Below are 25,011 nucleotides of genomic sequence, written 5' to 3' on the forward strand. Positions count from 1 at the left end.
GCGACAATAAAAAACAAGTTACCCAGAACGATAACTTGTTTTTCGGTATAGTTTTTATTGTAATGACAGCGTTAATGTACCGGGCGCCTTAGATAAAGCATCGCCGCTAGTCGAGTAACTACCAGAAAATGCAACGTTCAGTCGAGTAACTCGATAATCCGCTGGACCAGCCAATACCATGGCGGTAAAAGTCTTAGTTTGGTGAGCACCAATACTTTGACCCGCACTAGCATCACTTAGGCCACTGGCGCTGGTGACGGTGCCCTTGTTGTTGATGGTGATTTGCTTGATCCCATCGATTTTAACGGTTTGACCACGTGAATTGGTGACGTTAAAGGTCAATTGGACGGTGCGGTAAGGATTCGGAATCTGTTGAATATTAAAGGCCTGAGCAGCCATTGATTTTGCGGCGGCTGTTTTGGCGGTATTTTTAATCGTCTTAATTGTTGTAACCCGGTAGCGGAGGCCGGTGGTTGACGTCTGCTGTTTGTAGGTGTGTTTTTGGACGAGTTGGAGCTTGGTGCCAACGCGGTCGTACGAAAATTCGCCTGGAAGCGATAGAACGCCGGACTTTTGATATTGCTGACTTTGACGATCAGTTTTGGGGACACTGTATGGTTTCATGGTGGCTTGCTGGTTGGCAGCACTTTCCGGCGTTTTACGTGAAGTTGTACTTGAAGAACTAGTTGCCGTTGAATTGGCTGATTTTGAGGACTTAGAGCCGGTTGAAGAACCACAACCGGTCAGGATAACCCCGATAAGCAAAAGACTGACTAGGGCTGTTTTTGGACGTTTCATGGTAGACCTCCTAAAAGATAATGTTACGAATTACTTAAAGAGTAACCAACGCTGGGACTGGCGAAATCCAAATAACCGGTCGTGTTGCGCAGTTTGCACCGTGAGTTGAGCATCAGCTTCAGTAACGAGCGTTCGAAACTGGTTGATTGTTAACGGGGTGCCGTCGATTTCAACAGCTAAAATAAGCCGTGAATCGGTTGGAATAACGGCCGTGATCGGCGTTGGCGGCTTGGCTTCCATGCCAAATTGAAGTTGGGGGTCAAGTGGTGCTAAAAGGGTCAATAATTCACCCAGCTGCATGGTGAAGCCTCCTTTAACTAAAAGCTAGTTAAATTATACCGCAGATTAAGTGAGGCGCCTACCAAATTGAAAAGTGTGAAGGTAACCCCCAGCTTGATTGAAAGCCGTGACAAACAGAAGATAATGAGACAGCAAGGCAATGACTATTGTTCCGGTTCTAAATTACTGGTATGATGGTTTTTGCTTGTTTTTTTGATCAACAGTTAGTTAGATTGCCGAAAGCTCACCATCATGATTCGGTGATATTATGCTACAATATTAAGGTTAGCATTGACGGTTTTTGAAGCATCATCAGCGCAATCAAGGGTCACGAGGGCCCTTGATTTAGAAAAGGACGACGAACATGCAAATTGAATTTTTAGGAACTGGTGCTGGGTCACCAGGAAGTTTAGAAACGTTAGTAGCCTGGCTTTGAAGCTGCTTGAGGAGCGCAATTCAATCTGGCTATTTGATGCCGGTGAAGGCACGCAACACCAAATTTTAAGAACAACGATCAAACCACGTAAAATCGATAAAATTTTCATTACCCACTTACACGGTGACCATATTTTTGGCTTACCAGGCTTGCTGAGTAGCCGTTCAAATCAGGGTGGTAGCGGTAAATTGACCATTTATGGTCCCAAGGGCATTCGTAACTTTGTGTTAACGAGTTTGAAGGTTTCCGAAACCAAGCTATCCTACTTTATTGAATTCGTTGAATTAAGTGATGGCGGTGAAATCTATCACGATGACAAGTTTACGGTCTATGCGGAGCACCTCGATCATAAAATCGAATGTTTTGGCTACCGGGTGGTTGAACATGACCATCAAGGCGAACTGATGGTGGATCAATTACGGGCGGATAATATTCCATCTGGACCACTCTACGGGCAACTTAAGGCCGGCAAGACGGTGACTTTACCAGACGGTCGGACGGTTAACGGCAAAGACTACATTGGTCACGCACAAAAGGGTCGGACCGTCACAATTTTAGGCGATACCCGGAAAACAGCGAACAGCTACAAGTTAGCTAACCATGCCGACGTGTTGGTTCATGAAAGTACTTTTGCACGGGATGAATCAACTTTAGCGCGAAACTACTACCATTCTACTAATTTACAAGCGGCTCACATTGCCAAAGATTCAGGTGTCGGGCGGTTGCTGTTAAACCATATTTCCGCTCGATATAATGGAAAATTGGCGCATGATTTAGAATTACAAGCCCAAACGGTGTTCGAAAACACCAAGGTTGTGAAAGATTTTGATTTGATCGATATTCCGTTTGATAAAGAACGGGAATAATCCTGGAGGAGGGGTTCGATTGAAACGGCAAGGAAGTGTGATCATCGGTATCTTACTGGTGATTTTGATTGCAATTTTTTCAGTGATGAACACAACGGCTGTCCCGATTCACTTTGGGTTTACAGTCGTGACTTGGCCATTGGTGTTGATTCTTTTAGTCGCAGTGTTTCTTGGTGCCCTGTTGATGTTCTTATTTGCAACGTTAACGTCGGTTCAAGCTAAGCGCGATGCGAAGAAGCAGGCCGCTGAATTAGCAAGTCTGCAGGCCGAAAATGCTCGGTTGAAGCAACAACTCACACCAATTGACGCCGAAGTAACACCCGTTGACAGCGATGATAAGGAGGCCCAACCGTGATTAGCGCACATTATGATTGGCAAATCAAACGGGTTGATGAACCCGGTGAAGCAGCGAAAACGTTAGCGTCTGAATTATCGCTTGATCCGATGGTTACCCAAATTCTGGTTAATCGAGGATACGACACGGCGGAAACCATCACGCAGTTTTTAAAACCGGACTTATCACAACTCCATGATCCCTTCAGTATGCATGATATGCAAAAAGGAATCGACCGAATTCAAGAGGCCATCATTGCTGGTGATCAAATTACGATCTATGGTGATTACGATGCCGATGGTGTCACGAGTACGGCGATTTTGTATGATACATTGAACCAAATTGGTGCCGATGTTAACTACTTTATTCCCAACCGGTTTTTGGACGGTTATGGGCCTAACGTAGACGCATTTGAACGGTTGATCAAGGCTGGTACAAAACTGATCGTGACTTGTGATAATGGCGTTTCCGGCCATGATGCCATTCAACGAGCGAATGAGCTTGGTGTGGATGTGGTCGTCACCGATCACCATGAGTTGCCAGAAACGTTGCCTGACGCCTATGCGGTGATCCATCCGCGTCATCCGGAAGGTGATTATGCGTTCGGTGGCCTCTCAGGTGCTGGGGTGGCGTTTAAGGTTGCTGGTGCAATTTTGGAAGAAGTGCCACAAGAATTGTTGGATTTAGCGGCAATTGGAACAGTTGCCGATTTAGTCCCGTTAGTTGACGAAAATCGGGTCTTGGTGACTGCTGGTCTTCAGATGCTGAAACAAACGGACCGTTTCGGCTTGATTTCCCTAATCAAAGGAGCCGGCATCGATCCAGAACAATTGGATGAACAATCGATTGGCTTTGGCATTGCCCCGCGCTTGAACGCGTTAGGCCGCTTAGATGACGCGGCGCCGGCAGTTGAACTTTTGACGACCGGAGATGACCAACGGGCTGAACAATTGGCTGAATTGACCGAAAAGCAAAACAAGTATCGCCAAAAATTAGTTGCCGATATTAGTGATGTTGCGTTAGCACAGGCTCAAGATGAACAGCATCGTGACCACCCTGCGTTGATTATTACCGGAACGGGTTGGCACGAAGGGGTTTTAGGAATCGTTGCCAGCAAGGTGGTTGAAGCTACGGGTAAACCAACTGTTGTACTGGATGTTAAAACTGACCATGGCACAGCGAAGGGGTCTGGTCGAAGCGTTGAGGGCTTTAACTTATTTGAAGCCTTTGATGCACACCGTGACCTGTTGGTGAACTTCGGTGGGCATGCGGCTGCGGTTGGGATGACCGCTAAAGCGGACCAACTGACAGAATTGCAGGCGGCCTTTGATCAAGCAGCCCAAGATCAACACTTAACGGATCAGCCGAAGGTTCAGTTACCGATTGCAACGCAATTAACAGCCGGTCAAGTGACGATGCCGCTTTACGAACAACTGCGCCAATTGGCACCATTTGGGACGGATAATCCGGTACCGTTATTTGCCTTTAAACCTGAACAAGTCCAAAACGTCAAGGCAATCGGGGCGGATGGTAAACACCTGAAGTTTCAATTAGCGGATGCTGGTCAAACGTTAAACGCCATTGATTTTGGACAGGGAGCGCTGGCACCGACACTGCAGAGCGCTGCGGATCAGGTCCAACTGGTTGTCAAATCGACGTTAACGTTTGGCAGGGCCGAACATCGCTTCAATTAATGGTCAAAGATATTGCCATTTCGGGCATCGTAGTTGAAGATCAGCGGACGCAATCCCTCAGACGATCGATGTTTGCTGATTCAGAGGGGACGTATGTTTTCTTCAATGAACGGCTGTATAAGCAACTTCAACCCCAGTTGCCACCAACGGCAACGAGCTGGTTGTTAAGCGATGCGGAGCGGTTAACGAAGCAACATGCCACAACGTTATACTTGGTTGATTGTCCCGCAACGTTAACGGATTTACAGACTGCGCTGACTGCGATTTCGGCAGATCAAATCGTGGTGTACTTCTATCTGAAAGAAAGTCACTACCTGTTAGGGATGCCAGATCGAGCAGAGTATGCTAAACTGTTTAAGTTCGTGCAAACGCACCAAAACGTCGATGTGGCGCATCGATTGGGTGAACTCGCCACGTATTTGCGGCTAAAAACACCACAATTGGTCCTCATGCTGCAGATTTTTACAGAGTTACAGTTTGTGACCATTGAACACGGGGTGATGAATCCCGTTGCGTCACCTGCCATCATGCGATTGAGAGCGCACCAAGTTACGAACAGCGACAAACTCAAATTGAAACTGAGAAACAATTGCTGTATAGTGAAACAGCGGATTTGAAACAGTTGATCTCGAGTTACCTCGAGGATGAATAAAGGAGCTACTAATAATGACACTTGATTTAAGAGACTACATTGCAACCGTGCCGAATTATCCAGAACCCGGCGTGATGTTCCGGGATATTTCCCCATTGATGGCAAATGGTGAGGCCTATCGTTACGCAACAGATTTGCTGGTGGACTATGCCCGTAGCAAGGACGTTGAAATGATCGTTGGACCAGAAGCGCGTGGGTTTATCGTGGGCTGTCCAGTAGCCTATGAATTAGGCGTTGGGTTTGCGCCTGCTCGTAAAGAGGGTAAGTTGCCTCGTGAAACGGTTAAAGCAACTTACGAGCTAGAATATGGTGAATCAGCACTATACCTGCATAAGGATGCGATTAAGCCAGGCCAACGCGTGTTGGTAACGGATGACCTGTTAGCAACCGGTGGGACTATTAGCGCAACCATTAAGTTAGTCGAAGCCCTTGGCGGTGTCGTTGTCGGAACGGCCTTCATGATTGAATTGAAGGACTTGAACGGGCGCGACAAGATTAAAGGGTACGATATTTTTAGTTTGATGGAATATTAAACGACCGAATTTAATTAGAGCCTAAAATATAAAGGAACTACCTCACAGAGTCGAAACCGAATCTAAGAGGTAGTTCCTTTATATTTTGACGCATCGATACATGAGACGGTCGAGCTGAAATTTTGCTTGGAGGTAAGCTAGATAATCGGCCTGAAATAATTAATTGAGCTGGAGTTAAGTACTCAGATTGATAATTGATAATTTGTTTTTTTAACGTTTATATGACCATTACGGTATTGATTTGATGAAGGTTTTCAGTAATACTACTTGTAATTTTGCATAGTTTTGGTATAATTATCTATTGTTATGGAGAGTTGGCAGAGTGGTAATGCACCGGACTCGAAATCCGGCGAACCGGCTAATACCGGCGCGCAGGTTCAAATCCTGTACTCTCCTCTATATTCAATATTAAGAACGCTCTAATCGTTGACCTGAATGGGTTTTGAACGATTAGGCGTTCTTTTTTATTGACTGATCTTGAAATTGCTCTTGATATTATTCACGCATGACCTTTGCAAACACGTTTGGTACTTCCGTTTCCATCTTCTCAGTCACGTGTGAATAAAGGTCTAGTGTAATTTGAATTGAGGCATGACCCAAACGCTCGGAAATAACTTTTGGCGCAACGCCAGCCTCTAGTAGTAATGTTGCATGTGTGTGTCTAAAACCATGAACAGTTATTTCACGTAGATTATTTTTTTTAACATTTTGCAACATCCAAGTTCGCGGCTTTGATAGTTGAATGAAACTATTATTTTGGTTGGCAAAGACAAGTTGATTTTTGTTACTCAATGTATTAAAACCTAATTTCAACATTTCTTGTCGTTGTAATGATCGCCATTGATCCAGATATTTCATTGTTTCTAAATCAAGGCTGATTGTCCGCTTTGAATGTCTTGTCTTCGGATAATCAAGGTAGAGTCGTCTGTCTTTACCACGAGCCAAATTCTGTTTGATATGAATGCATTGATTTTCAAAGTCAACATTGCACCATTCAAGTGCTAAAATTTCACCGCGCGACAACCCGAAGCCGACAAAAGTTGAAAAAACATAAAAATATGAAATGGTTGCTGCTCATAACACAGCTTTAAAAATTCTTTTAATTCATCTCGCGAATAATAGTTTTTGCGTTCAACTTTATCTATTTTTTCGACCTTACGAGGAATACTAATTTTTTCTGCTGGGTTAGAATCAACAATACCTAAAGTAATGGCATATTCAAAAATACGCGCAATATCTATTTTTAAGTCACGAAACTTTACATATGTTTTTGCCTTACGATTAATAAATTTCTGAACATCTGCAACCGTAATACTGCTCATTGATTTATGCCCAAATTCTGGTAATACGTGAACTTTAAACTGTTCGACTGTTTTTACAAAGGTACTTTCTTTAACAGTATATTCGTAATTCTCTTTCCATAAGTCAAAAACTTCTTGAAAGAGATCACCATTACTCTGTTGTTGGCAAGCAAGTTCTCCATTCTGATATTGCACTTTAACACGTTCCATTGCTGCTTTTGCCTCACGCCTAGTGGCAAAGTTACGTCGCATAGCCGTGTCTTGTTTACCAGTAACTGAATTGATGCCTAAATAAGTTTTGAACATCCAACGTTTGGTACCGTCCTTTTTAGAATATTGCTTAATTGTTGCCATTTATCTTTCCTCCTATGTTGTTGGGGTGCATAGGAAAAATTAATACAGCTGTTGAAACTATTTACCATTTTTGTTTATATAATCGATTTTTTCAGCGGCTTCCGTTATTTTATCAAGTGGTAAACGGTCAAATAGTGCTGGTTCCATGACGACCTTGCCACTAGCATCAACGTTAGGAACACCGTCTTCGTCCACACTAGGATGTGGCGTAAAGAAGTTTGCAATATATTGTGCTTCGCTTGCTACCTTACTAATTTCTTCGACTGGGTACGAATCCATAATTTTTGATAGTTCAAACAGTGTTCTAATTCTCTCATCGTATGCATCAATTCGATCCAATATTGCGGGAGTATCTGCTAGTGCTACCTCTTTTGGTGTACCAAATAATTGCATTGGTGTTGCGTGAAAAACATTAGCAAATTTCTCAAGCGTTTCAAATGTTGGATATCGTGTCCCACGCTCAATATTTGAAATGCTCTGTTTTTGTACACCAATTTTTTCGGCCAATTCAGTTTGTGACATATTAAATTCCTTACGCAAACGTGCAATGTTCGATCCAAAGTTTTCAATCATACTATTTCACCTCAACTTAGTATTAGGCATCATCCTATGACATCATCATAATTGATGTATTACTGAAAGTCAACTTTTGTAATACTATAAGCAGTCAAATAATACATAAAGATATTAATTGACAACAATTTTATTGATGATATACTATAGCTGAGATCATTATAGTTTACAAAATGTAACTATTAGTTCTCATAGTAAACTATTTAGGAGGTGATATTGTGGGTATCATGGAGGAAACAATGGCTCGTTGGCAAGCTGAAACCAATGAACGTGTATTTTTGATGATTAAAGAAGCTGTTGACAGCGCAGGAAATAGCAACGATGTTGTGAAACAAAAATATTGTGCAAGTCATTTTGGTATCAGTGTTAACACGCTTAAAGAATGGGTAGCACATGGTTGCCCAGAGATTAGGCTTGAAAGCGGCATGGTCTTTTACAGCAAAAAAGCTGTCCATGATTGGTTATTAACCTATCAAAGCAAAAGTAGCCCTTAGGCGTCACTGCCAGCGGCATAAGTGACGCCTAAAGGGCATAACGGGTGCCTTACTAATAGCACCCTAAAACAATACAAATATTAGTGGCAAAAACATGAAATACCTCTTTCAATGACTGATCTATCAAGCAGTAGGTATTTTGTAAAAATTTGCAATTTTAGGAGGTGATCTATTGATACAACCAAAACCCATCTCAAATAATGTTTTAGGAAAAGTTGATTGGTTTCAAATTGTGATTCAGGGGTTAGCTTGGACAACAGTTTATACTGACCTTCTTCAGATTAGTTTAGACTGTGTGACTGTGGAAGATGCTACTTTAAAGCATGAGGATTATGACGTTATGTATACTTGCGGACCCATTCGCTACTATACTTACGAAAATCAAAGTAAACAGCTTGAACGAGGAACATTAGTGATGAGTGGTCAGGCCTGTACGATGTATGAATGGGCTAATCTTGCCGAGAATTCCCAACGGAATGTTTTCCAAGAATTAGCATTGCGTATCATTGACTTAGCGAGTTCTTCCTCAATAAGCTTTGATGTCAAACGACTTGACCTAGCACTTGATGATTACAATGAAAAAACATTCTTCGATATTGATCTAATCATTGGCAAAGTCAGTCGTAAACAATTCTTATCCAAAGGGCGTACAAATACAGTTTATGATAGTGAGTTTGATAAAAGAACCCGCTCAAAAACACAAGTAATCGGAGCACGTGGTTCTGAATGTATGTTTCGTATTTACGAAAAAGGCAAAGAACTAGCTATGGGTTTAAGCGGTGTTGAGCGTGAAGTGATGTTGAAACAGGCCCCACAAATAAGACTAGAAGCTGAAACACGAAAAGATACTGCGAATGACCTTTTTATAACGATTGCCTATCTTACTAAAAAAGAAACACTAACAAATTTAATTCGAGGCTTTGTTAGTACAGAACTTAATTTTTATAGTGATACCACTTATCGGGTAATTAGTCGCTGGTGGAGCGATTATTTAAAACCAAGCTATATTCCCAATGTTCATCGACGTTATGAAAAATCAATTTTTGAAGATACACTCCATTGGTTTGAGGTTCAAGGACCGTATGCTGTTACTCAAGCTCTTTTTTTCTTATCAAATAATGGAATTGAAATCTTAGCTAACAATGCTATTGAGTTGCCACCGCCGCTATTAGGACAACGCGATGATTATTGTTGGAATCAAGATTTAGCTAATAAATTAATTGATTTTGTGACGAAAGAAAAGCGAATGGACTTAATACCATTGATTCATCAGAGAACAAAAAAGCCGTCCACTCCGTATAAGTGAACGACCTAATCAAAAACTAATTTATAGATATAGTATAACAAATTAGAAAGCAGAGGAAAATAAAATGGCTAAAATGCTTAATTTACGTGATTTTGATTTTTCAAATATTGGCTCAACATTTGAACTCGACGAAGTTACACCAAAATTTGAAACTGAAGAACGCTTGATAGTCAAGGGAAACCCATTCTGGCACAAGACGGTCGTCCTAGAAAATTTAACACTGATCTTATTGTTGGTTATAAGTATTCAGTAACTATTCTTGATGGTCGATTCCGAAAAAAATCAACTCAAATTACTGTTAATGATCTAAATTGTCCAATTACAAACGAAGAAATTATGAAGCAAGATCGAGTCAAATGTAAGTTTACCGATTTACAACCATCAATGGCTGCTAATCCAATGTATTACAAAGCCGATGCGATTGAACTTCTAACGACTACAAAATAGAACATTTCAGATTCAATTTGAAACCAGCAGTACTTAATCATAGAGTTGATCTCCTGCTGGTTTTATTTTTTTAAAAATATGCTTGACGCTTACATAGATGATGGTCTATATTATAAACATAGATGCGCATCTATATTTATAAAGGAGTATACAATGGACTATCAAAATTACGTACAAATACTAAAGGCAATGGCTGATCCTAATCGGTTAAAAATCATAGATTTACTTTCTTGTGGGTCTTTATGTGCATGTGATATTTTAGAGCATTTCAACTTCTCACAACCAACTTTATCTCATCACATGAAAGTATTACAAAATGCTGGTATCGTATCAGCACGCAAGGACGGTAAGTGGCAACATTATACCCTTAACGACGACTTTATAACGTCTTTTAAAAAAGACACCGATCTGCTATTAACTAGTGATGAACACTGTATTTGTCATTCGGATGCTGATTGTCCAAATTGTTCTTCAGGAAAGGTTGCCATTACAAATGAAAAAAATTGAATTATTTGAACCAGCAATGTGTTGTTCAACAGGTGTTTGCGGTCCCAGCGTTAATCAGGACTTATTGACAATCACATCAGCATTCGAAGCAATGCAAGGTGTTACGAACGTTGAAGCAAATCGTTACAATTTGAGTAATAACCCCGATATTTTTAGTGGACGACCTGAAATTTTGTCGGCTATTAAAGATGATGCTGACTCAGTACTACCTATTACAGTCGTTGACGGCGAAATCGTTAAAACTGGCACATATCCAACAATCGATGAACTATCCGAATACACTGGCTTGGTTTTCGTTCCTGCTGAACAAAAGAATAGTTGTTGTGGCGGTAGTGGCTGCTGCTAATTCCTACTTGATGTAAGAGATGGCACAGCCGTTTCTTTTGTACTATATATAGATGACTATCTATCTAAGGAGAAAATAATATGCAAACTTATCAACCTCAATCAACAAAATTAACTCATTATTTATTCTTTACAGGAAAAGGCGGTGTTGGTAAAACAACAACTGCTAGTGCGACAGCAATTAATCTAGCTGATTCTGGTAAACGAGTAATGTTGGCTTCTACCGATCCAGCCAGTAATTTGCAAGATGTATTTGATACAGAGTTAACCAATAAACCTAAAGAGATTGCGAATGTTCCCGGATTGTTTGTTGCGAACTTTGACCCCGTAACTGCTGCCGCCGAATATCGTGAAAGTGTCATTGGACCTTATCGCGGAATCTTACCAGAAACTGCCATCAACAATATGGCCGAACAACTTTCTGGTTCATGTACAGTTGAAATTGCTTCATTTAATGAATTTGCTAATTTTTTAACTGATCCAGAGTTTGATCAAAAATTTGATTATATTATTTTTGATACTGCTCCAACTGGACATGCTTTGAGAATGCTTCAACTGCCATCAGCTTGGAATAATTATTTAGATGAAAATGATCGTGGCGCTTCTTGTCTCGGACAACTTGCCGGAATGGATGACAAAAAGGCAATGTATGAGAAAGCCGTCGTTACCTTAAATGATCCCGAATTGACGACATTAATGTTAGTGACCCGCCCACAGAAAGCATCCTTATTAGAAGCAGATCGCGCTGCACAAGAACTTGCCGCTATTGGCATTAAGAACCAACAACTCATTATTAATGGCACATTAAAAGATCCGACTGATTTACCATCACAGACAATCTTTACACAGCAACAAAATGACCTTGCACAAATGCCGGCTTCATTGAAAGAACTTGCCCAGTTTGAAGTGCCTTTACGCGCTTATAATGTTACTGGTCTGGATAAATTACGTTTAGTCCTACAATCTGAACAACCAAAATTAACTCCTCAGCCAAGTATCAAAAACGACTATCCTAATTTAGATGTCATCGTTAATGATCTAGTAAAATCTAATAAAAAAATCATCTTCACCATGGGCAAAGGTGGCGTTGGTAAAACAACAGTTGCTGTTCAAATCGCCAAAAAATTAGTAGCCCAACATAAGACTGTTCATTTGGCTACTACAGATCCAGCAGATCACTTAAATCTTTTTGAGACTGATGACCCTGATATTACGGTCAGTCATATTGATGAACAACAAGTTTTAAAGGATTATCAGGATGAAGTTTTAGCAAGTGCACAGAAAACCATGAAATCTGATGATGTTGATTATATTGCTGAAGATTTACGTTCACCATGCACTCAAGAAATTGCAGTGTTTCGTGCCTTTGCCAATATTGTTGCTCAAGATGATAGTGATGTGGTCGTAATTGATACCGCTCCAACTGGTCATACACTGTTATTACTTGATTCTACACAAAGCTACGCTCAAGAAGTACAGCGAACTTCTGGTGAAGTTCCACAAGCAATCATTGATTTATTACCTCGGTTACAAGATCCAAGCCAAACCGAAATTGTGATGGTAACCTTGCCAGAAACGACCCCCGTTTATGAATCAATGCGCCTAAATGATGATCTTGATCGGGCACAGATGGCACACACATGGTGGTTGGTTAACCAGAGTATGCTTGCAACCAATACTACCAACCTTGTTTACAAGCCAGAGCACAGAATGAAGTTGAATGGATTGAAAAAGTAAAAAAACTTTCAAATAATCATTTTGCGGTTGAACAATGGCAGCCTGATTTTGAAAAGGTATTACTAACAATTTAATAAGCTAAAAGTATTAAATATCAAAATATATGTGGTTATTCTTTAATCAAGGCAGAAATGCCTTGATTTTTGATAGTTTGGAGGAGCTATGCAAGTCTTTTTTGCAATATTTATTTTTTTATTGACCTTGGTCTTCGTTATTTGGCAACCAAAAGGATTATCAATCGGCTGGACTGCCATTGGCGGTGCGGTCTTAGCATTGGTATTTAGAGTCGTAACATTTAAAGATGTTGGCACAGTAACCGGCATTGTTTGGAATGCAACACTATCATTTGTCGCAATCATCTTAATCTCTTTAATTCTTGATCAAATTGGCTTTTTTGAATGGGCAGCGTTGCATATGGCTCGGCTTGCAAAAGGTAATGGCATTCGGATGTTTGTTCTTATTGCGGTTCTTGGCGCAATTGTGGCAGCTTTATTTGCTAATGATGGTGCCGCGCTCATTTTAACACCGATTGTTCTTGCAATGGTTCGGGCACTACACTTTGATGAGAAACGAGTTTTTCCTTTTATCATTGCTAGTGGTTTTATCGCAGATGCAACCTCATTGCCTTTAGTCGTAAGTAATTTGGTTAATATTGTTTCAGCAGATTTCTTCGGCATTACATTCTCTGAATATGCCTTAAGAATGTGGTTACCTGATTTATTCTCGCTGATCGCAAGTATCGTTATTTTATATCTTTATTTCCGTAAAGCATTGCCCAAGCATTACGATATCTCACAAGTTGCTAAACCAAGCACGGCAATTAAAGATCAACGATTATTTAAATTCTCATGGTTTGTATTGGCAGCACTATTACTCGGTTATTTCAGTAGTGGCTTTTTAAATATCCCTGTATCATTTATCGCACTTTCAATCGCCGTAATATTCCTATTAGTAGCTCGTAAAAGCTCACAAATTGATACTAAAGCGGTTATCAAAGGCGCACCATGGAATATTGTTTTCTTCTCAATTGGTATGTACGTTGTAGTATATGGTCTTCAGAACGTTGGTTTAACCTCATTGCTTGCTGGAATAATTGGCAAGTTGGCAACTGGTAGTCGTTTTGCCGCAACAATGGGAATGGGTTATCTAGCAGCATTTCTTTCCTCTGCAATGAACAATATGCCAACTGTTATGATTAATGCCTTATCAATCAAAGCGGCAGATGTATCAGGATTGATGCACCAAACTTTAGTTTATGCCAATGTAATTGGGTCTGACTTGGGTCCAAAGATTACACCAATTGGTTCTTTAGCAACGCTCGTGTGGTTACACGTCTTGGCACAGAAGAATGTTAAAATTGCCTGGGGAACATACTTTAAAATCGGTATTACAATTACAATTCCTGTCCTCTTTGTAACCTTATGTGGACTTTGGCTATCGCTAGGTTTATTTGGGTAACGAATCGGATAGATAATTACAATTAGTCAGTTAGAACTGGACAGTGTTATTCTGTTCTTACTAATCTAATTTCATTCTTAAGATCTTGAGTAATGGAGGAATTAAATATGCCACAAATATATTTTCTTTGTACTGGGAATTCATGCCGTAGTCAAATGGCAGAAGGATTTGCGAAAAAAATCCTAGGTCCAAATTGGCGTGTTGCTAGTGCTGGAATCGAAACTCATGGACTAAATCCAAATGCAGTTAAAGTGATGGCTGAGAAAAATATCGATATCTCGCACAATCAATCAAAGTTGATTAATTCAAGCTATTTAAATTCCAGTGATTTGGTCATTACACTATGTGGCGATGCACGTGATCGTTGTCCAGTTACTCCGCCAAGTGTAAAAAAAGAGCATTGGCCTTTACAAGATCCTGCCCAAGCTCAAGGATCTGATCAAGAAATTCTTGATGTTTTTCGTCAAGTTAGAGACGAGATTGAACAACGTGTCTTGGATTTAAATCAGAGGATCAACAATAAGTAACTATACTTTGATCTTGTTGGCAGACTATTCATAAAAAACGACTCACCAAATATTTTGGTAAGTCGCTTTATTTTTGAAATGCACCCCAAGCACTCTTGAAATTGATCTTGAAATCAGAAATGTTTTATTAAATCATGACACATAATACAACTATAAAGCACTCGAATGAATACTAATTAAATCATATGACACCTTATAGTAGTAATTGATTTAGCCTGTACTCTCCTTAAAAGTAGATGATGGAAGTCCTTAATGGTTATTTTTAAATAATCACTAAGGACTTTTTGTATGCTGTTGTAAAAACGAAATTATAGAGTCAGCAACATTTTGACACCAAAGTAAATAATGACAACGCCAAGGAAAATGCCTAAGCTGATCCAACTTTCGTAGACTGATTCTTGTGAGAACAAGTGGGGTGATAATGGAGCCGGCAATTGCACCAATCATTAACGTGATGCCAGCCGACCAAGCAATGCTAATGGCTAATAGATGGCTAATAAAACCCACCAAGGCCATCGCACAAAGGACGTAGGTCGTGGTACCAGCAGCTTCAAAAGTCGTCAGCCCCATCATGGAAAGCCCGGCAACGGTTGTTGCCCCGCCACTGAGGCCGCCTAAGCCAACCATCAAACCACTGAGAATTCCTAGTGAATAGGCAAGGCCTGGGCGTTGGTGAACTGGTTTGCTGAGTTGCCGTTTAGGGATCAGGTTTTTTCGTAATACAATGATTCCCATGACGGTTAATAGCACGCCGATAACGATCGTATAGCTTTTTTCTGGAATATACTTCCCTAAAAAAGTGCCAACGATGATGCTTGGAATAGCTGCAATAATCAGCTGATTACCAATTTTAAAGTGCACATTTCGGATGTGAATTTGAGTGAGCGTGCCAAAAAATAGGGCAGGTAAGGCGACGAATAACGAAGTTGAAACTGCAACACCGGTGGGTAATTGTCCGCTTAAAACGCCGAGGTATAACGATGCGCCACCGCCGCCAATCAAACTGACAAAGATACCAATTAATAACCCTAGTAAAATATTAATCAAATGAGCGCCTCCTAAGTGATACTCGTGTATAATAAACGGAGAAGTGTCCGTTTGTCAACTGAGAGGAAAAAATAATGCGAAAAGATGCCCAAGAAAATCAACAAGAAATTATTAACTGCGCGAAGCAATTATTCGCCGAACAGGGGGTTGCTGCGGTTAGCATGAACCAGATTGCTAAAACGTTAGGGATTGGTGCGGGAACCTTATATCGGCACTACGCAAATAAATCAATGCTGTGTATGGCGCTGGTCTATGATGATTTGACGACCTTTGTGGCAGATAGTCGTCAGTACTTAGATAATAATTCATCGGCACCGAAAGTACAGTTTCAGTTTGTTTTAGAAAGTTATCTGCATTTTCGTGAGCATAATCAAGACTTGTTGAAGAATGTGGATGCCGGTAGTGAAACGGCTAGTGAGAGTTACTTTTACTCAAGTGATAGTTATCAGGACGTTGTTGCGGTGTTCGTTCAGGTGTTACACGAGAATTTACCCCAGTTAACGCTGCAGCGTTGCCAATTCCGGCAGATATGCTGATAGCGATGCTGAAAAGTGACGCCTACGCCTATCAACGCCAAGTACGATTAAATGATCAAAAAAAGCTGGTCGAGGAAATAACGGCTTTATTCTTAGGAGAAGCATAGTCTCAGCTCAACGGTTATGATTTTAACTAGAGTTATCCCAATTTGGAAATTGGACCGCTCTAATTATGTCTAATTGAGGGAAAGCACAAAATAGTCGCATAAATGTATAAATTTATCGAACAAATCAAAAAACTTCTCTGAAAGCGCTTTACAAAATTTGTTAGGCGATATAGAATACAGCATACACTTCCTTTCAAAGTGTAACATTTCACAACTACTTAAGGGGATTATCTCAATCGGGGGATAAGCTCTTTTTTATTTGTTTGAAAAATCAACTAAATGCCGTATTACCAGCGTGTTACAAATGCAATCAAATTGTTGCAGAGTTATAGTTCATAAAACTTGAAAGCTCAATTAATCACAATATTGAAAATGTACCAAGCTATATCTAATTATATAAGTTAGTTTATTAACGATAATAAAAATAATTTATAAATTTTAACTTCCAAAAATAAGCAATTGCTGAGAGTGCCGCTGTATATTTAATTGGGGCGACTGCGAGATACAAAACAGGCCACCTCGATTTGAGGTGGCCTGTTGTTGCTATCAATTGGATTAACTTGCTTGTGGATGTGAATGTGTATGTTGACCAGCATGTGGCAACATTTCGTAAACGTAACTCACATCAGCAGGGTGGTAAACACCGTGAATCTCACCAACCTTAGTGAAGCCCATTTTGGCAATCAAGTGCTGCATGGGTTTGTTGTCGGCGTGAGTATCGATGCGGATGCTTTGAATCTCGGGGTGTTCGTCAATAACGTGGTGGATAACGGCTTCAAACAGTTGGGTTGCGTAACCGTTACCGGCGTGGTTAGAGTGGATCGCCACTCGGTGAATGACAATGTAGGCATTCGAATCTAATAACCAAGTACCTGTCATTGTATCGTAGGAAGGATCGGGAGCGTTAACGACGGCGAGGGCGCCAACAGTCTCGGCATCATCAGAGTTTGCGAGGTAGGCGAAGCCATGGTCAATGTCATAGTTGATTTGATCTCGAGATGGATAATCGCCTTGCCATTGATCAACACCGGATTCGGCGAGTTGGTTACTGCCATCGCTTAAAATATCAATAATGGTATCTAAATCAGCGTGGGTTGCTTGTTGTAATTTCAAAAAATTCAACTCCTTTAAAAAATTCACTTCACTAGGTTATCGTACTCACTGCGTAATTACCAGCAGAAAGTGACGAAATCGTGAAAAACAGTAGAAACATTAGAGATCACTGAAATATTTTGTTACTAAATAGTGATGAATTGTGACCTGATTGTTACACGTTGTTAATTCGCGTCCTGTACACTAGGCATAATTTGTAAAAGGGGGATGCGAGCGTGAAATTAATGCGGATGATTCAATTACTGGTAGTCGGATGGGTGTTATTGGGGTCTCTGACAAGTGAACGAGCAGTCTCAAGTCAAGCAGCAACCAGATTAACTTCCAGTTTGCAATCATCTCAGAATGCGACGCAAACGACTCGACGTGTCACGGTTCGCCATCATCGAAAGCTACACGTGGTGTTAACGGCATATCAAGCAGATATGCAGCCGAGTCGGTATCATTTCCATTACGGTATCTATCGGTCAGGGCAACTGGTTAAACGCGGCGTTGTGACGAACGGTCATACGGTGCAGTCATACCAGTTACGACCAGGCAAGTATTCATTACGCGTCTCACATGGTAGCCATCAGGTCACGCTAACCGGTGGCATTTCCTCGTCTAATACGCCACACTTTGTTTAAAGGCATATTGGTTGCTCCCAATTTCAATTTACGGCATACTATAAATTAAGTAGAAGTCGCTAACGAGAGAAAGGAGCACACCGCATGTATCAGCAAATTTTGGTGCCATTAGACGGCAGTGATAACGCGCAATCTGCACTGCAAGAAGCCATTCAAATCAGCCGGTACTTTGGCTCAACGTTGACCTTAATGGCCGTCGTTGACCAAGGACGCGTTATTGTTGCCTCTGGGAGTATCCCGTACGATTTATCGGGCGAATTAACGAAACAAGCGCAACAGGTCTTAGAAGAGAGTAAACGGCAGGTGGAAGCTGCAGGGGTCATCGCAACGACCGTGGTAGAATCGGGTAGCCCTAAACACGAAATCGTTAAGTATGCCAATGAACACGATATTGAGTTGATCGTGATGGGTAAATCGGGGGCGGATGCCATTAACCGGTTATTACTTGGTTCCACAACGGCTTACGTCGTGCGTAATGCTAAAGAACGGGTTCTCGTTGTTGATAGTGAGGATCCCACTGATCAATAATGTAAGTTCATAAATGAAGTAACCGCCACGCTGAGTAGTCAATAGCGTGGCGGTTTTTTCAGGTTATTGATTATTTAACGATGAAGTTTGATTTAAAAAAGTTGCCGCAAGATGGGCAGTGATTCATCCCGTAATAAATGGTCATGGGTCGGTGACACTGAGGACATGATCCTTGGATGCCGCGTTTGATTTTCTTAAACGTTGGTTGATAAGGTTCAGATGATTTTTCGGTCATAGTGAGGACCTCCTTACGGTTAGTATACGCCGAATTGGAGTTGTTGAAGATTATTTGGTAAAAATCGGTTAATTTTGTATAATGCAAAAAGTGATAGGATACGGTTAAAATGATTTAATGATGAACGATGTGCTAAATCGATAATGGTTCGATTTCCCAGCATTGATTGTTGATTAAGGTGTGATTATTTTGAATGCTAATTTGTCAATCAGATGATTTAAAAAACAGCCAACTTTCTTGAAAGTTGGCTGTATTTAAGCTAAATGATTAGTGATGCTAAGCTTAAGCGTTCGGGTTCACGCCTGCGTGTAAGTAGCCGCGCCAGATCCAACCGGCATGTTTGCCATTGCCACTCACAATGTGGTAATAGATGGCAGACGTTCCCTTTTTCTTATTGTAAAGTTTCTCGTGATAGTTGGTGTACCACGTGGTGTTTGGTAAATTGCTCATTGACGCGTAACGCGTACCAAGGTGCTTTGAGTACCGAGCACCCGAAGTGGTGTGGTAGCGTGACGGCCCATTTTAGCACGCCAGATCAGTTTAACTGAATCTGAACGCGCCTTAGAATAAGTGGACGTCGTTGTAGGTACCTTAACGATTGTTGTCGTTGGGGTTTCGGTCGAGCCCGCATCACTGCCACTCGCCTGCGAACTCGTTGATGGGGTTGAGGCATTTGAAGATGGCGTTGATGTTGCTGTGCTAGCACCGTTTAAGTAAAAATCGTTGTTCAGTTGCTCACATCAAGATCCTGTGATTCGCCGGAGAACCGGTAGTCACTGGCCCATTGCCACGCATTGGCACTTGGATAGCATCGCCACTTGGATTAGATGGCCATTGTGCCAGCCATCCTTTATTAGAAGCGTTGGTATCGATGTAACGACCAATCCAACTGGCCATCGTGTAGAGGTCAGTCTTTTGGTAACCAGCCGCAGCTAACGTTTCATCGAAAGCGGCCAAGTTTTGGTTGTTGGTTGCTTTGGATAGATTTTGAAAGTTGCTGGCCTCAAAGTCGACCACCATCACCATGTTTTTGGCATCAGTGACAGATTGAACAGCCTTGATAAAGGTTTGGGCTTCGGCTTGCGCTTCAGCGGTCGTTGTGAACCGTGCGAAATGGTAATAGTTGACGGCGAGACCAGCATTTTGAGCGTACTGAACTTGTTTCGCAAGAATGCCGTTGGTGTACGTTGTACCTTCGGAGGCTTTAATTGCGACGCTTTGACGCCAGCATCCGCCATCGTTTGATAATCGCTACTACTCAGGTTGGCTTGCCAACTAGATAGATCAACCATATCAGTCTTGGTTGACTACTTGAAGGTGTTAACGAAGCTTGTGCGCCATTGCTGGTGCTTAAAAAAACGGCCCCAACGGTAAGGGCGCCTAATAATAAGGGCTTTGAAATTTTCATCATGATCTGCTCCCCAATAATCATAGTTAATGGATAAACGAAATGACCAGTTGAGACTAGGCGGGTCATTTCAACATCAAAATACTGGTGTAAGTGTAACACAGTCGTGGTTACGGCAGTGTAACGATGCGCTGACAAATGTGACGAAAACATCACAATTTGATGACGATGAAAAGCTGATTTATCAAGATTGTGTATATTACAATCTTAAGAAAAGTTTACGATTTGGAATGATGGGTTCGCGTCTTGCAAATCAAAGTCGGGGGGGGAACGGCATCACCGACACAAAAAAGCCAACACTATGACAAGATAGCGTTGGCTTCAATGGTCAAATGAGTTTACAATGTCGTAACAAACTTACCAGCAACGAGGGCATCGACAACCGTTTGCAAGTCGTCTGGTGTGCCGTCAACGCTAATTTGAACAGTCGCATCAGCGGGAACGCCGAGACTCATCACACCCAAACTGCTATTGGCAATGGTCGTCGTGCCCTGATACTTCAACATGATTTTGGTTTTAAACTTCGATAATTCGTTGGTCAATTGGTTAACGGTATCACCCGTAAATCCGTTTGGAGACACTACTTTAACAGTCGTACTTTTCACAATGAACACCTCATCATTCTCATTTTCTCAGCCATTAGGCAGTTTCAATGCATGTGCCAAATGATTAGTAAACCTACGATAATTCTATTATACGCCCATTAGTGAATTAGTGGGGCAATTGTACTGGATTCAATCGCAATTCCAAGCCAGATGCTGCCAATCAAGGTCAGCAAGAGGCCGATTGTAATCATGCTGCGCCGAGCGATAATCCCGTTTTGAGTCTCCGAAACACCGGTCAGGATAAATCCGGCCAAAATGATCAGTGACGCGAGCGGGATACTTAAGCTACTTAAAAAAATGGGTGACACTAGCACCAGCTCCTTAGGTGATGATTACGTTCATCATAGCATTTTTCAAACCAGTTGTGGGGTTCAAACTGACTTCTGGCAGTTATTGCGTTTGCAAAAGGCAACCATCTCGCCAAAGTGAGGTGAAATAGCTTATAATAGACCCATGACTTTATAGCTAAATGAGGGATAACTGATGAAAATTGGTATTGATCGGCTGGCCTTTTCATCGCCAGCAATGTACGTAGATTTAACGGATCTAGCTCACGCCCGTGATGAAGATCCGAATAAGTATCTGATTGGCATCGGGCAAAGCCAACAGGCAGTTGTTCCGATCACTCAGGACGTGGTGACCATGGCAGCGGAGGCTGCTAGCCAAATTATTGATGACAGCAATCGCGACCAAATTGCGATGATCCTGTTTGGGACTGAGTCCGGGATCGACCATTCTAAATCGGCTGCGATTTACCTGAAACGATTGCTGGGGTTACCGGATCAGTTACGCGCAATCGAACTCAAACAAGCCTGCTACGGGGCAACGGCAGGGCTCCAGATGGCTAAAGATTATGTCACGCTCCATCCAGAAAAACAAGTTTTAGTGATTGGTGCCGATATCGCGCGTTACGGCATCAAAACCCCTGGTGAAGTGACTCAGGGTGGTGGTGCGGTTGCTATGTTGGTGAGCGCTGAACCACGCCTATTAGCCTTAGACGATGTCACCAGTTTTCGGTCTGAAGATATCATGGATTTCTGGCGGCCGTTATACCGAACAGAAGCGCTGGTGGATGGTCGCTACTCCGAAAATATCTACATCGACTTCTTCAAAGCCGTGTTCGCAGACTATTGTCAACAGAGTCAACGAACGATTGCGGACTTCAAAGCACTGACCTTTCACTTACCATTTACTAAAATGGGGTTGAAGGCGTTGCGGGCGGTGTTACCGCAAGCCGATGAAGCGCAACAAACTGAGTTATTAACGCAATTCGAAGCGAGTCGGGTGTATAACCGGAAAGTTGGTAATCTGTATACGGGGTCGCTCTATTTAAGTCTGCGGTCACTTTTTGATAATAGCGACTTACAGGCCGGCGACCGAATTGGCTTATTCAGCTATGGTTCCGGTGCCGAGGGTGAATTCTTCAGCGGCACGCTGACACAGGCGTTGCCCGATGTGGCGTCCAAGGCACGAATCGAGACCGCGTTAACGCAACGCCAGCGGTTGAGTGTCGCAGAATATGAACAAATTTTTGCCGAAACATTGCCGGCCCACGATATTTTGTTAGATACAAGTCGTGATACGTCGCGATTTGTACTGACTGGAATTAAGCATGACCAGCGTCAGTATGTGGATCGTGGCTAGTTGCCGTTTTAGCAAATGAATCTGAAAATAAAGTTCGTTATCGCTTAGTTAGGCGATTTCGGACTTTTTTAATTTGTATTAATCGGAGCTGATTTATTGTAAAACAAATAAATAATATCGATATTCAGCAATTGATTATCGAAAAACGATATGATATAGTTAGGCTATTAAAAGAGGAGGCGTAGGGGATTATGCCGAAAATGTTAAAGTTTGGGGTTAATGTGTTATCGTTTTTGATGTATTTGGCGCTTTTTGGCTTAGTTTTGGGTTTGGTGGTGCCAATTGGGTTTTTGATCGATGGCTTTGGCAGTAACGTTGCGAAAAGTATTGTAACAGATAGTGAATATTTAGTGGTTTTGCATCATACACACGTTTCAAGCAGCGCAATCGCTAATTTTCCAAGCGGCGTATATGGCGTGTTAATGGCAGCTGGATCAGTGTTGAGTGTTATTGCTGGATTGATGATGGTTTGGGCAGGTCTTCAGCTATTGGGGAACCTTGTTAAAAAACAGTATTTTGTTAGCGACAATGTGAAACAACTGAAACGAATCGTGATTGCCCAAATCATTGCGGTGTTTAGTGATGGTTTTGTTGCAACAGCTAACCAGTTGATTAAAACGGACCTTTATCGAGTCAATAGTACGTATCCGGTTGATTGGAATGATCCGTTGCAGGATTTGGTCATGCTTGTTATTATCGGCTTAGTTTATTATATTTATCAACGAGCAGTGGCGCTGAAAGAAGAATCAGAATTGACCATCTAGAAGGAAAGTGATCGGGCGATGATACAAGTTGAATTGAATGTAATGATGGCCAAACGGAATATGACGACGGGCCGACTTGCCAAATTAGTCGGGATTACGCCCGCCAATATTTCGATTTTAAAGAATGGCAAAGCAAAAGCCATTCGGTTTAGTACGTTAGCGAAAATTTGTGAAGTCCTTGATTGTCAACCGGGTGACTTGATCCGGTACGTTGCGGATGAGCCAGCTACTACGGATCAGGGTGATTAACCGTTGCTTTGTTTATGTGCCAAAGAGCCCCACAAACGTTGTTGATGACGTTTGTGGGGCTTTTGAAAGCAATAAAAAAGTCGCGAGTCACGACTTTTTAAGCGATATCATCCCGATAAAGACCAATCACCTTACCTAAATGGTAACTTGATTCAAGATAATGGGCGCCATGGTGTCATTTTCCGGTTGTAGCCGGTAGTAATGATCTTCCTTATAGAACCGTTTGCAAGTCGCTTCATTATCTTCGGTCATGGCAATAACGATTTCACCGTTCTCAGCAGTGTGCTGCTTTTTAACGATGACCTTGTCACCAGTCAAAATGCCGGCATTGATCATACTTTCACCACGGATGGTCAGCATGAACAGCTCGTTAGCTTCTTCAACTAAACCATCGGGAACGGGGAAGTAGTCAACGGCTTCTTGAACCGCTAAAATAGGTTCGCCGGCGGTAACCGTCCCTAAAACCGGAATCTTAGTTGGCGTTGTAACGATGCCCAACGTTTCAGTACCAAGTGGTGTGACCTCTAGTGCGCGAGGCTTAGTGGGGTCCTTGATGAGGTACCCTTTTTTTGCCAATCGCGCAATATGGCCGTGAACGGTTGAGGTAGAACTAAGACCAACGCTTCGCCGATTTCCCGAACGGTTGGCGGATAGCCATGAGCCTGAGTCTGGTCATAGATATATTGCAAAATCGCAAGTTGTTTTGAATCTGATGCTTTTGTCATGGATTCACCTCGACGATGGTTGATTTATAGCCCCATCATAGCATAGGTTGCTTAAAATTTCAAACACCTGTTCGGGTTGATTCGTTGTTCTTTTGGGTGTAATCTGCTAGAATGTGATTTGCAAATGAGGAGTGATAAAAATGGCAGATGCTGAAATGCAAAAATTAATTAAACGAATTAACGAACTGGCCCATAAAGCTAAGGCTGAAGGCTTGTCTGAATTAGAAGAGATTGAACGTAAGGATTTACGCCACCGTTATTTGGAGAAATTCCGGGAGAGTTTCCGCAGTCAAATTGAAATGGTTCAGGTGTTCGACAAAGCAGGGAAAGAAATTACCCCTAAAAAGGTTCAAGATGTTCAACGGAAAAAGGGCTTGCGTGATTAGTCTTTTTGAATGATTCCGTCAGATTACCTTTTCATTTACCGTGGAATTGTGTAATATTGTTTAATGGAAGTTAGAAAAAAGGAGGCACATCCGCTTGTCAACACCAATTTGGATCTTAATCGTGATTGTTGCGTTGCTGGCCGGTTTAGCGCTGGGCTTTTTTGGTGCCCGTCGGTACATGGAAAAGTACATTCGTGAAAACCCACCAATTAACGAAGATCAATTACGCCTGATGATGATGCAGATGGGACAACGCCCATCTGAAAAGAAGCTTCATCAGATGATGAACAGTATGCGGCAACAAACACCAGACAAAAAATAGTCGGTGTGCGGTGCGAGAGACGCTCGAGTAATCGGGGGTCTCTTTTTGTGCAGAGAGTGGAAAAGGGCGGTTAGAGAG

The 25,011-nt window shown here is 41.8% G+C and carries 30 protein-coding genes, 1 tRNA gene and 3 pseudogenes; 21 read left to right on the forward strand and 13 right to left on the reverse strand.

All coding sequences use genetic code 11. The features are described from left to right. Positions 1–54 precede the first annotated feature (54 nt). A complete protein-coding gene (locus JCM2765_RS02795) occupies positions 55–798 on the reverse strand; it encodes a hypothetical protein (protein WP_054733477.1) in 744 nt (247 codons plus the stop codon). Positions 799–828: 30 nt separating this feature from the next. Continuing rightward, the gene (locus JCM2765_RS02800) at positions 829–1,098 is read right to left on the reverse strand and encodes a hypothetical protein (RefSeq protein WP_054733481.1); all 270 of its coding nucleotides are present in this window, start codon (positions 1,096–1,098) and stop codon (positions 829–831) included. A gap of 343 nt (positions 1,099–1,441) precedes the next feature. On the opposite strand from JCM2765_RS02800, the pseudogene rnz reads away from it, so the two are divergent. From rnz to JCM2765_RS02825, 5 genes and pseudogenes are all read left to right on the forward strand, one after another. Then, positions 1,442–2,379 (forward strand): annotated as a pseudogene (gene rnz / locus JCM2765_RS02805) (ribonuclease Z). A gap of 19 nt (positions 2,380–2,398) precedes the next feature. Next, positions 2,399–2,734, forward strand: a complete 336-nt coding sequence (locus tag JCM2765_RS02810; RefSeq protein WP_054733485.1) for a LapA family protein — start codon at positions 2,399–2,401, stop codon at positions 2,732–2,734. After that, positions 2,731–5,059: pseudogene (recJ, locus tag JCM2765_RS02815) on the forward strand (single-stranded-DNA-specific exonuclease RecJ). Before JCM2765_RS02810 ends, recJ begins: the two are co-directional and overlap by 4 nt. A gap of 14 nt (positions 5,060–5,073) precedes the next feature. Continuing rightward, positions 5,074–5,592: an adenine phosphoribosyltransferase gene (locus JCM2765_RS02820; protein WP_054733489.1), complete on the forward strand. Its 519-nt coding sequence runs from the start codon at positions 5,074–5,076 to the stop codon at positions 5,590–5,592. A 308-nt stretch (positions 5,593–5,900) separates the two neighbouring features. Next, positions 5,901–5,988: transfer RNA gene (locus JCM2765_RS02825), tRNA-Ser, on the forward strand. 99 nt (positions 5,989–6,087) lie between these two features. On the opposite strand, the gene JCM2765_RS17810 is transcribed toward JCM2765_RS02825, so the two are convergent. The 3 genes from JCM2765_RS17810 to JCM2765_RS02835 are packed head-to-tail and all read right to left on the reverse strand — an operon-like array spanning position 6,088 to position 7,820. Beyond that, complete coding sequence (locus JCM2765_RS17810; RefSeq protein ID WP_263849306.1) at positions 6,088–6,615, reverse strand: site-specific integrase; 528 nt, start codon at positions 6,613–6,615, stop codon at positions 6,088–6,090. Next, positions 6,594–7,247, reverse strand: a complete 654-nt coding sequence (locus JCM2765_RS17815; RefSeq protein WP_225351941.1) for an N-terminal phage integrase SAM-like domain-containing protein — start codon at positions 7,245–7,247, stop codon at positions 6,594–6,596. Before JCM2765_RS17815 ends, JCM2765_RS17810 begins: the two co-directional genes overlap by 22 nt. Positions 7,248–7,304: 57 nt before the next feature. Beyond that, positions 7,305–7,820 carry a helix-turn-helix transcriptional regulator gene (locus JCM2765_RS02835; RefSeq protein WP_054733491.1) on the reverse strand — a complete coding sequence of 172 codons (516 nt, stop codon included), beginning with the start codon at positions 7,818–7,820 and terminating at the stop codon, positions 7,305–7,307. A gap of 281 nt (positions 7,821–8,101) precedes the next feature. Here JCM2765_RS02835 and JCM2765_RS02840 point away from each other — a divergent pair, with 281 nt between their 5' ends. The 7 genes and pseudogenes from JCM2765_RS02840 to arsC all read left to right on the forward strand — a co-directional run bounded on the left by JCM2765_RS02840 (position 8,102) and on the right by arsC (position 14,641). Next, on the forward strand, positions 8,102–8,314 hold the full coding sequence (locus JCM2765_RS02840) for a DNA-binding protein (protein ID WP_420852574.1): 213 nt from the start codon (positions 8,102–8,104) through the stop codon (positions 8,312–8,314). Between the two features lie 172 nt (positions 8,315–8,486). Continuing rightward, positions 8,487–9,620, forward strand: coding sequence for a replication initiation factor domain-containing protein (locus JCM2765_RS02845; protein WP_225351942.1), 1,134 nt, complete (start codon positions 8,487–8,489; stop codon positions 9,618–9,620). A 600-nt stretch (positions 9,621–10,220) separates the two neighbouring features. Further along, on the forward strand, positions 10,221–10,574 hold the full coding sequence (locus tag JCM2765_RS02855) for an ArsR/SmtB family transcription factor (RefSeq protein WP_054733498.1): 354 nt from the start codon (positions 10,221–10,223) through the stop codon (positions 10,572–10,574). Beyond that, positions 10,561–10,920, forward strand: a complete 360-nt coding sequence (arsD, locus tag JCM2765_RS02860) for an arsenite efflux transporter metallochaperone ArsD (protein WP_054733501.1) — start codon at positions 10,561–10,563, stop codon at positions 10,918–10,920. The genes JCM2765_RS02855 and arsD overlap by 14 nt, the downstream gene beginning before the upstream one ends. 80 nt (positions 10,921–11,000) lie before the next feature. Then, positions 11,001–12,730, forward strand: a pseudogene (gene arsA / locus JCM2765_RS02865) (arsenical pump-driving ATPase). An 88-nt stretch (positions 12,731–12,818) separates the two neighbouring features. Further along, the gene (locus tag JCM2765_RS02870; RefSeq protein WP_054733505.1) at positions 12,819–14,114 is read left to right on the forward strand and encodes an arsenic transporter; all 1,296 of its coding nucleotides are present in this window, start codon (positions 12,819–12,821) and stop codon (positions 14,112–14,114) included. Between the two features lie 107 nt (positions 14,115–14,221). Continuing rightward, entirely contained in the window at positions 14,222–14,641 is a 420-nt protein-coding gene (gene arsC, locus JCM2765_RS02875) for an arsenate reductase (thioredoxin) (protein ID WP_054733508.1), read from the forward strand. Positions 14,642–14,914: 273 nt separating this feature from the next. Here arsC and JCM2765_RS02880 read toward each other — a convergent pair whose 3' ends face one another. After that, the gene (locus tag JCM2765_RS02880; RefSeq protein ID WP_225351943.1) at positions 14,915–15,688 is read right to left on the reverse strand and encodes a sulfite exporter TauE/SafE family protein; all 774 of its coding nucleotides are present in this window, start codon (positions 15,686–15,688) and stop codon (positions 14,915–14,917) included. 74 nt (positions 15,689–15,762) lie between these two features. Between JCM2765_RS02880 and JCM2765_RS02885 the strand changes: the two genes are divergently transcribed. Further along, positions 15,763–16,224 (forward strand): TetR/AcrR family transcriptional regulator, encoded by a 462-nt coding sequence (locus JCM2765_RS02885; protein WP_054733510.1) that lies wholly within the window; start codon positions 15,763–15,765, stop codon positions 16,222–16,224. Between the two features lie 662 nt (positions 16,225–16,886). Here JCM2765_RS02885 and JCM2765_RS02890 read toward each other — a convergent pair. Then, positions 16,887–17,444: a GNAT family N-acetyltransferase gene (locus JCM2765_RS02890; RefSeq protein ID WP_054733513.1), complete on the reverse strand. Its 558-nt coding sequence runs from the start codon at positions 17,442–17,444 to the stop codon at positions 16,887–16,889. 215 nt (positions 17,445–17,659) lie between these two features. Here JCM2765_RS02890 and JCM2765_RS02895 point away from each other — a divergent pair, with 215 nt between their 5' ends. After that, the gene (locus tag JCM2765_RS02895; protein ID WP_054733516.1) at positions 17,660–18,067 is read left to right on the forward strand and encodes a hypothetical protein; all 408 of its coding nucleotides are present in this window, start codon (positions 17,660–17,662) and stop codon (positions 18,065–18,067) included. 84 nt (positions 18,068–18,151) lie between these two features. Further along, positions 18,152–18,595, forward strand: coding sequence for a universal stress protein (locus tag JCM2765_RS02900; RefSeq protein ID WP_054733519.1), 444 nt, complete (start codon positions 18,152–18,154; stop codon positions 18,593–18,595). A 517-nt stretch (positions 18,596–19,112) separates the two neighbouring features. Here the strand turns inward: JCM2765_RS02900 and JCM2765_RS17820 are convergent. Then, the gene (locus JCM2765_RS17820) at positions 19,113–19,280 is read right to left on the reverse strand and encodes a hypothetical protein (protein ID WP_225351944.1); all 168 of its coding nucleotides are present in this window, start codon (positions 19,278–19,280) and stop codon (positions 19,113–19,115) included. Positions 19,281–19,400: 120 nt separating this feature from the next. Between JCM2765_RS17820 and JCM2765_RS17825 the strand changes: the two genes are divergently transcribed. Further along, positions 19,401–19,547: a hypothetical protein gene (locus JCM2765_RS17825; RefSeq protein WP_225351945.1), complete on the forward strand. Its 147-nt coding sequence runs from the start codon at positions 19,401–19,403 to the stop codon at positions 19,545–19,547. An 18-nt stretch (positions 19,548–19,565) separates the two neighbouring features. On the opposite strand, the gene JCM2765_RS17830 is transcribed toward JCM2765_RS17825, so the two are convergent. The 3 genes from JCM2765_RS17830 to JCM2765_RS02920 all read right to left on the reverse strand — a co-directional run bounded on the left by JCM2765_RS17830 (position 19,566) and on the right by JCM2765_RS02920 (position 21,151). Continuing rightward, positions 19,566–20,039, reverse strand: coding sequence for a GH25 family lysozyme (locus tag JCM2765_RS17830; protein WP_225351949.1), 474 nt, complete (start codon positions 20,037–20,039; stop codon positions 19,566–19,568). 537 nt (positions 20,040–20,576) lie between these two features. Beyond that, a complete protein-coding gene (locus JCM2765_RS02915) occupies positions 20,577–20,843 on the reverse strand; it encodes an HPr family phosphocarrier protein (RefSeq protein WP_054733525.1) in 267 nt (88 codons plus the stop codon). Between the two features lie 98 nt (positions 20,844–20,941). Further along, a complete protein-coding gene (locus JCM2765_RS02920; RefSeq protein ID WP_054733528.1) occupies positions 20,942–21,151 on the reverse strand; it encodes a hypothetical protein in 210 nt (69 codons plus the stop codon). Between the two features lie 175 nt (positions 21,152–21,326). Here JCM2765_RS02920 and JCM2765_RS02925 point away from each other — a divergent pair, with 175 nt between their 5' ends. The 3 genes from JCM2765_RS02925 to JCM2765_RS02935 all read left to right on the forward strand — a co-directional run bounded on the left by JCM2765_RS02925 (position 21,327) and on the right by JCM2765_RS02935 (position 23,500). Next, positions 21,327–22,487, forward strand: coding sequence for a hydroxymethylglutaryl-CoA synthase (locus JCM2765_RS02925; protein WP_054733530.1), 1,161 nt, complete (start codon positions 21,327–21,329; stop codon positions 22,485–22,487). 191 nt (positions 22,488–22,678) lie between these two features. After that, complete coding sequence (locus tag JCM2765_RS02930) at positions 22,679–23,251, forward strand: DUF2975 domain-containing protein (protein ID WP_054733532.1); 573 nt, start codon at positions 22,679–22,681, stop codon at positions 23,249–23,251. An 18-nt stretch (positions 23,252–23,269) separates the two neighbouring features. After that, positions 23,270–23,500, forward strand: a complete 231-nt coding sequence (locus JCM2765_RS02935; protein WP_054733536.1) for a helix-turn-helix domain-containing protein — start codon at positions 23,270–23,272, stop codon at positions 23,498–23,500. A 135-nt stretch (positions 23,501–23,635) separates the two neighbouring features. On the opposite strand, the gene lexA is transcribed toward JCM2765_RS02935, so the two are convergent. Then, on the reverse strand, positions 23,636–24,085 hold the full coding sequence (gene lexA, locus JCM2765_RS02940; RefSeq protein WP_369404033.1) for a transcriptional repressor LexA: 450 nt from the start codon (positions 24,083–24,085) through the stop codon (positions 23,636–23,638). Beyond that, positions 24,025–24,225 (reverse strand): LexA family protein, encoded by a 201-nt coding sequence (locus JCM2765_RS18970; RefSeq protein WP_369404032.1) that lies wholly within the window; start codon positions 24,223–24,225, stop codon positions 24,025–24,027. The genes lexA and JCM2765_RS18970 overlap by 61 nt, the downstream gene beginning before the upstream one ends. Positions 24,226–24,365: 140 nt before the next feature. On the opposite strand from JCM2765_RS18970, the gene JCM2765_RS02945 reads away from it, so the two are divergent. Both JCM2765_RS02945 and JCM2765_RS02950 read left to right on the forward strand, forming a co-directional pair. Continuing rightward, positions 24,366–24,611 carry a DUF896 domain-containing protein gene (locus JCM2765_RS02945; protein ID WP_054733538.1) on the forward strand — a complete coding sequence of 82 codons (246 nt, stop codon included), beginning with the start codon at positions 24,366–24,368 and terminating at the stop codon, positions 24,609–24,611. Positions 24,612–24,705: 94 nt separating this feature from the next. Further along, entirely contained in the window at positions 24,706–24,933 is a 228-nt protein-coding gene (locus JCM2765_RS02950; RefSeq protein WP_054733542.1) for a YneF family protein, read from the forward strand. Positions 24,934–25,011 lie beyond the last annotated feature (78 nt).

Origin of the sequence: Secundilactobacillus similis DSM 23365 = JCM 2765 (assembly GCF_001311075.1) — a bacterium.
GTDB classification, from domain to species: domain Bacteria; phylum Bacillota; class Bacilli; order Lactobacillales; family Lactobacillaceae; genus Secundilactobacillus; species Secundilactobacillus similis.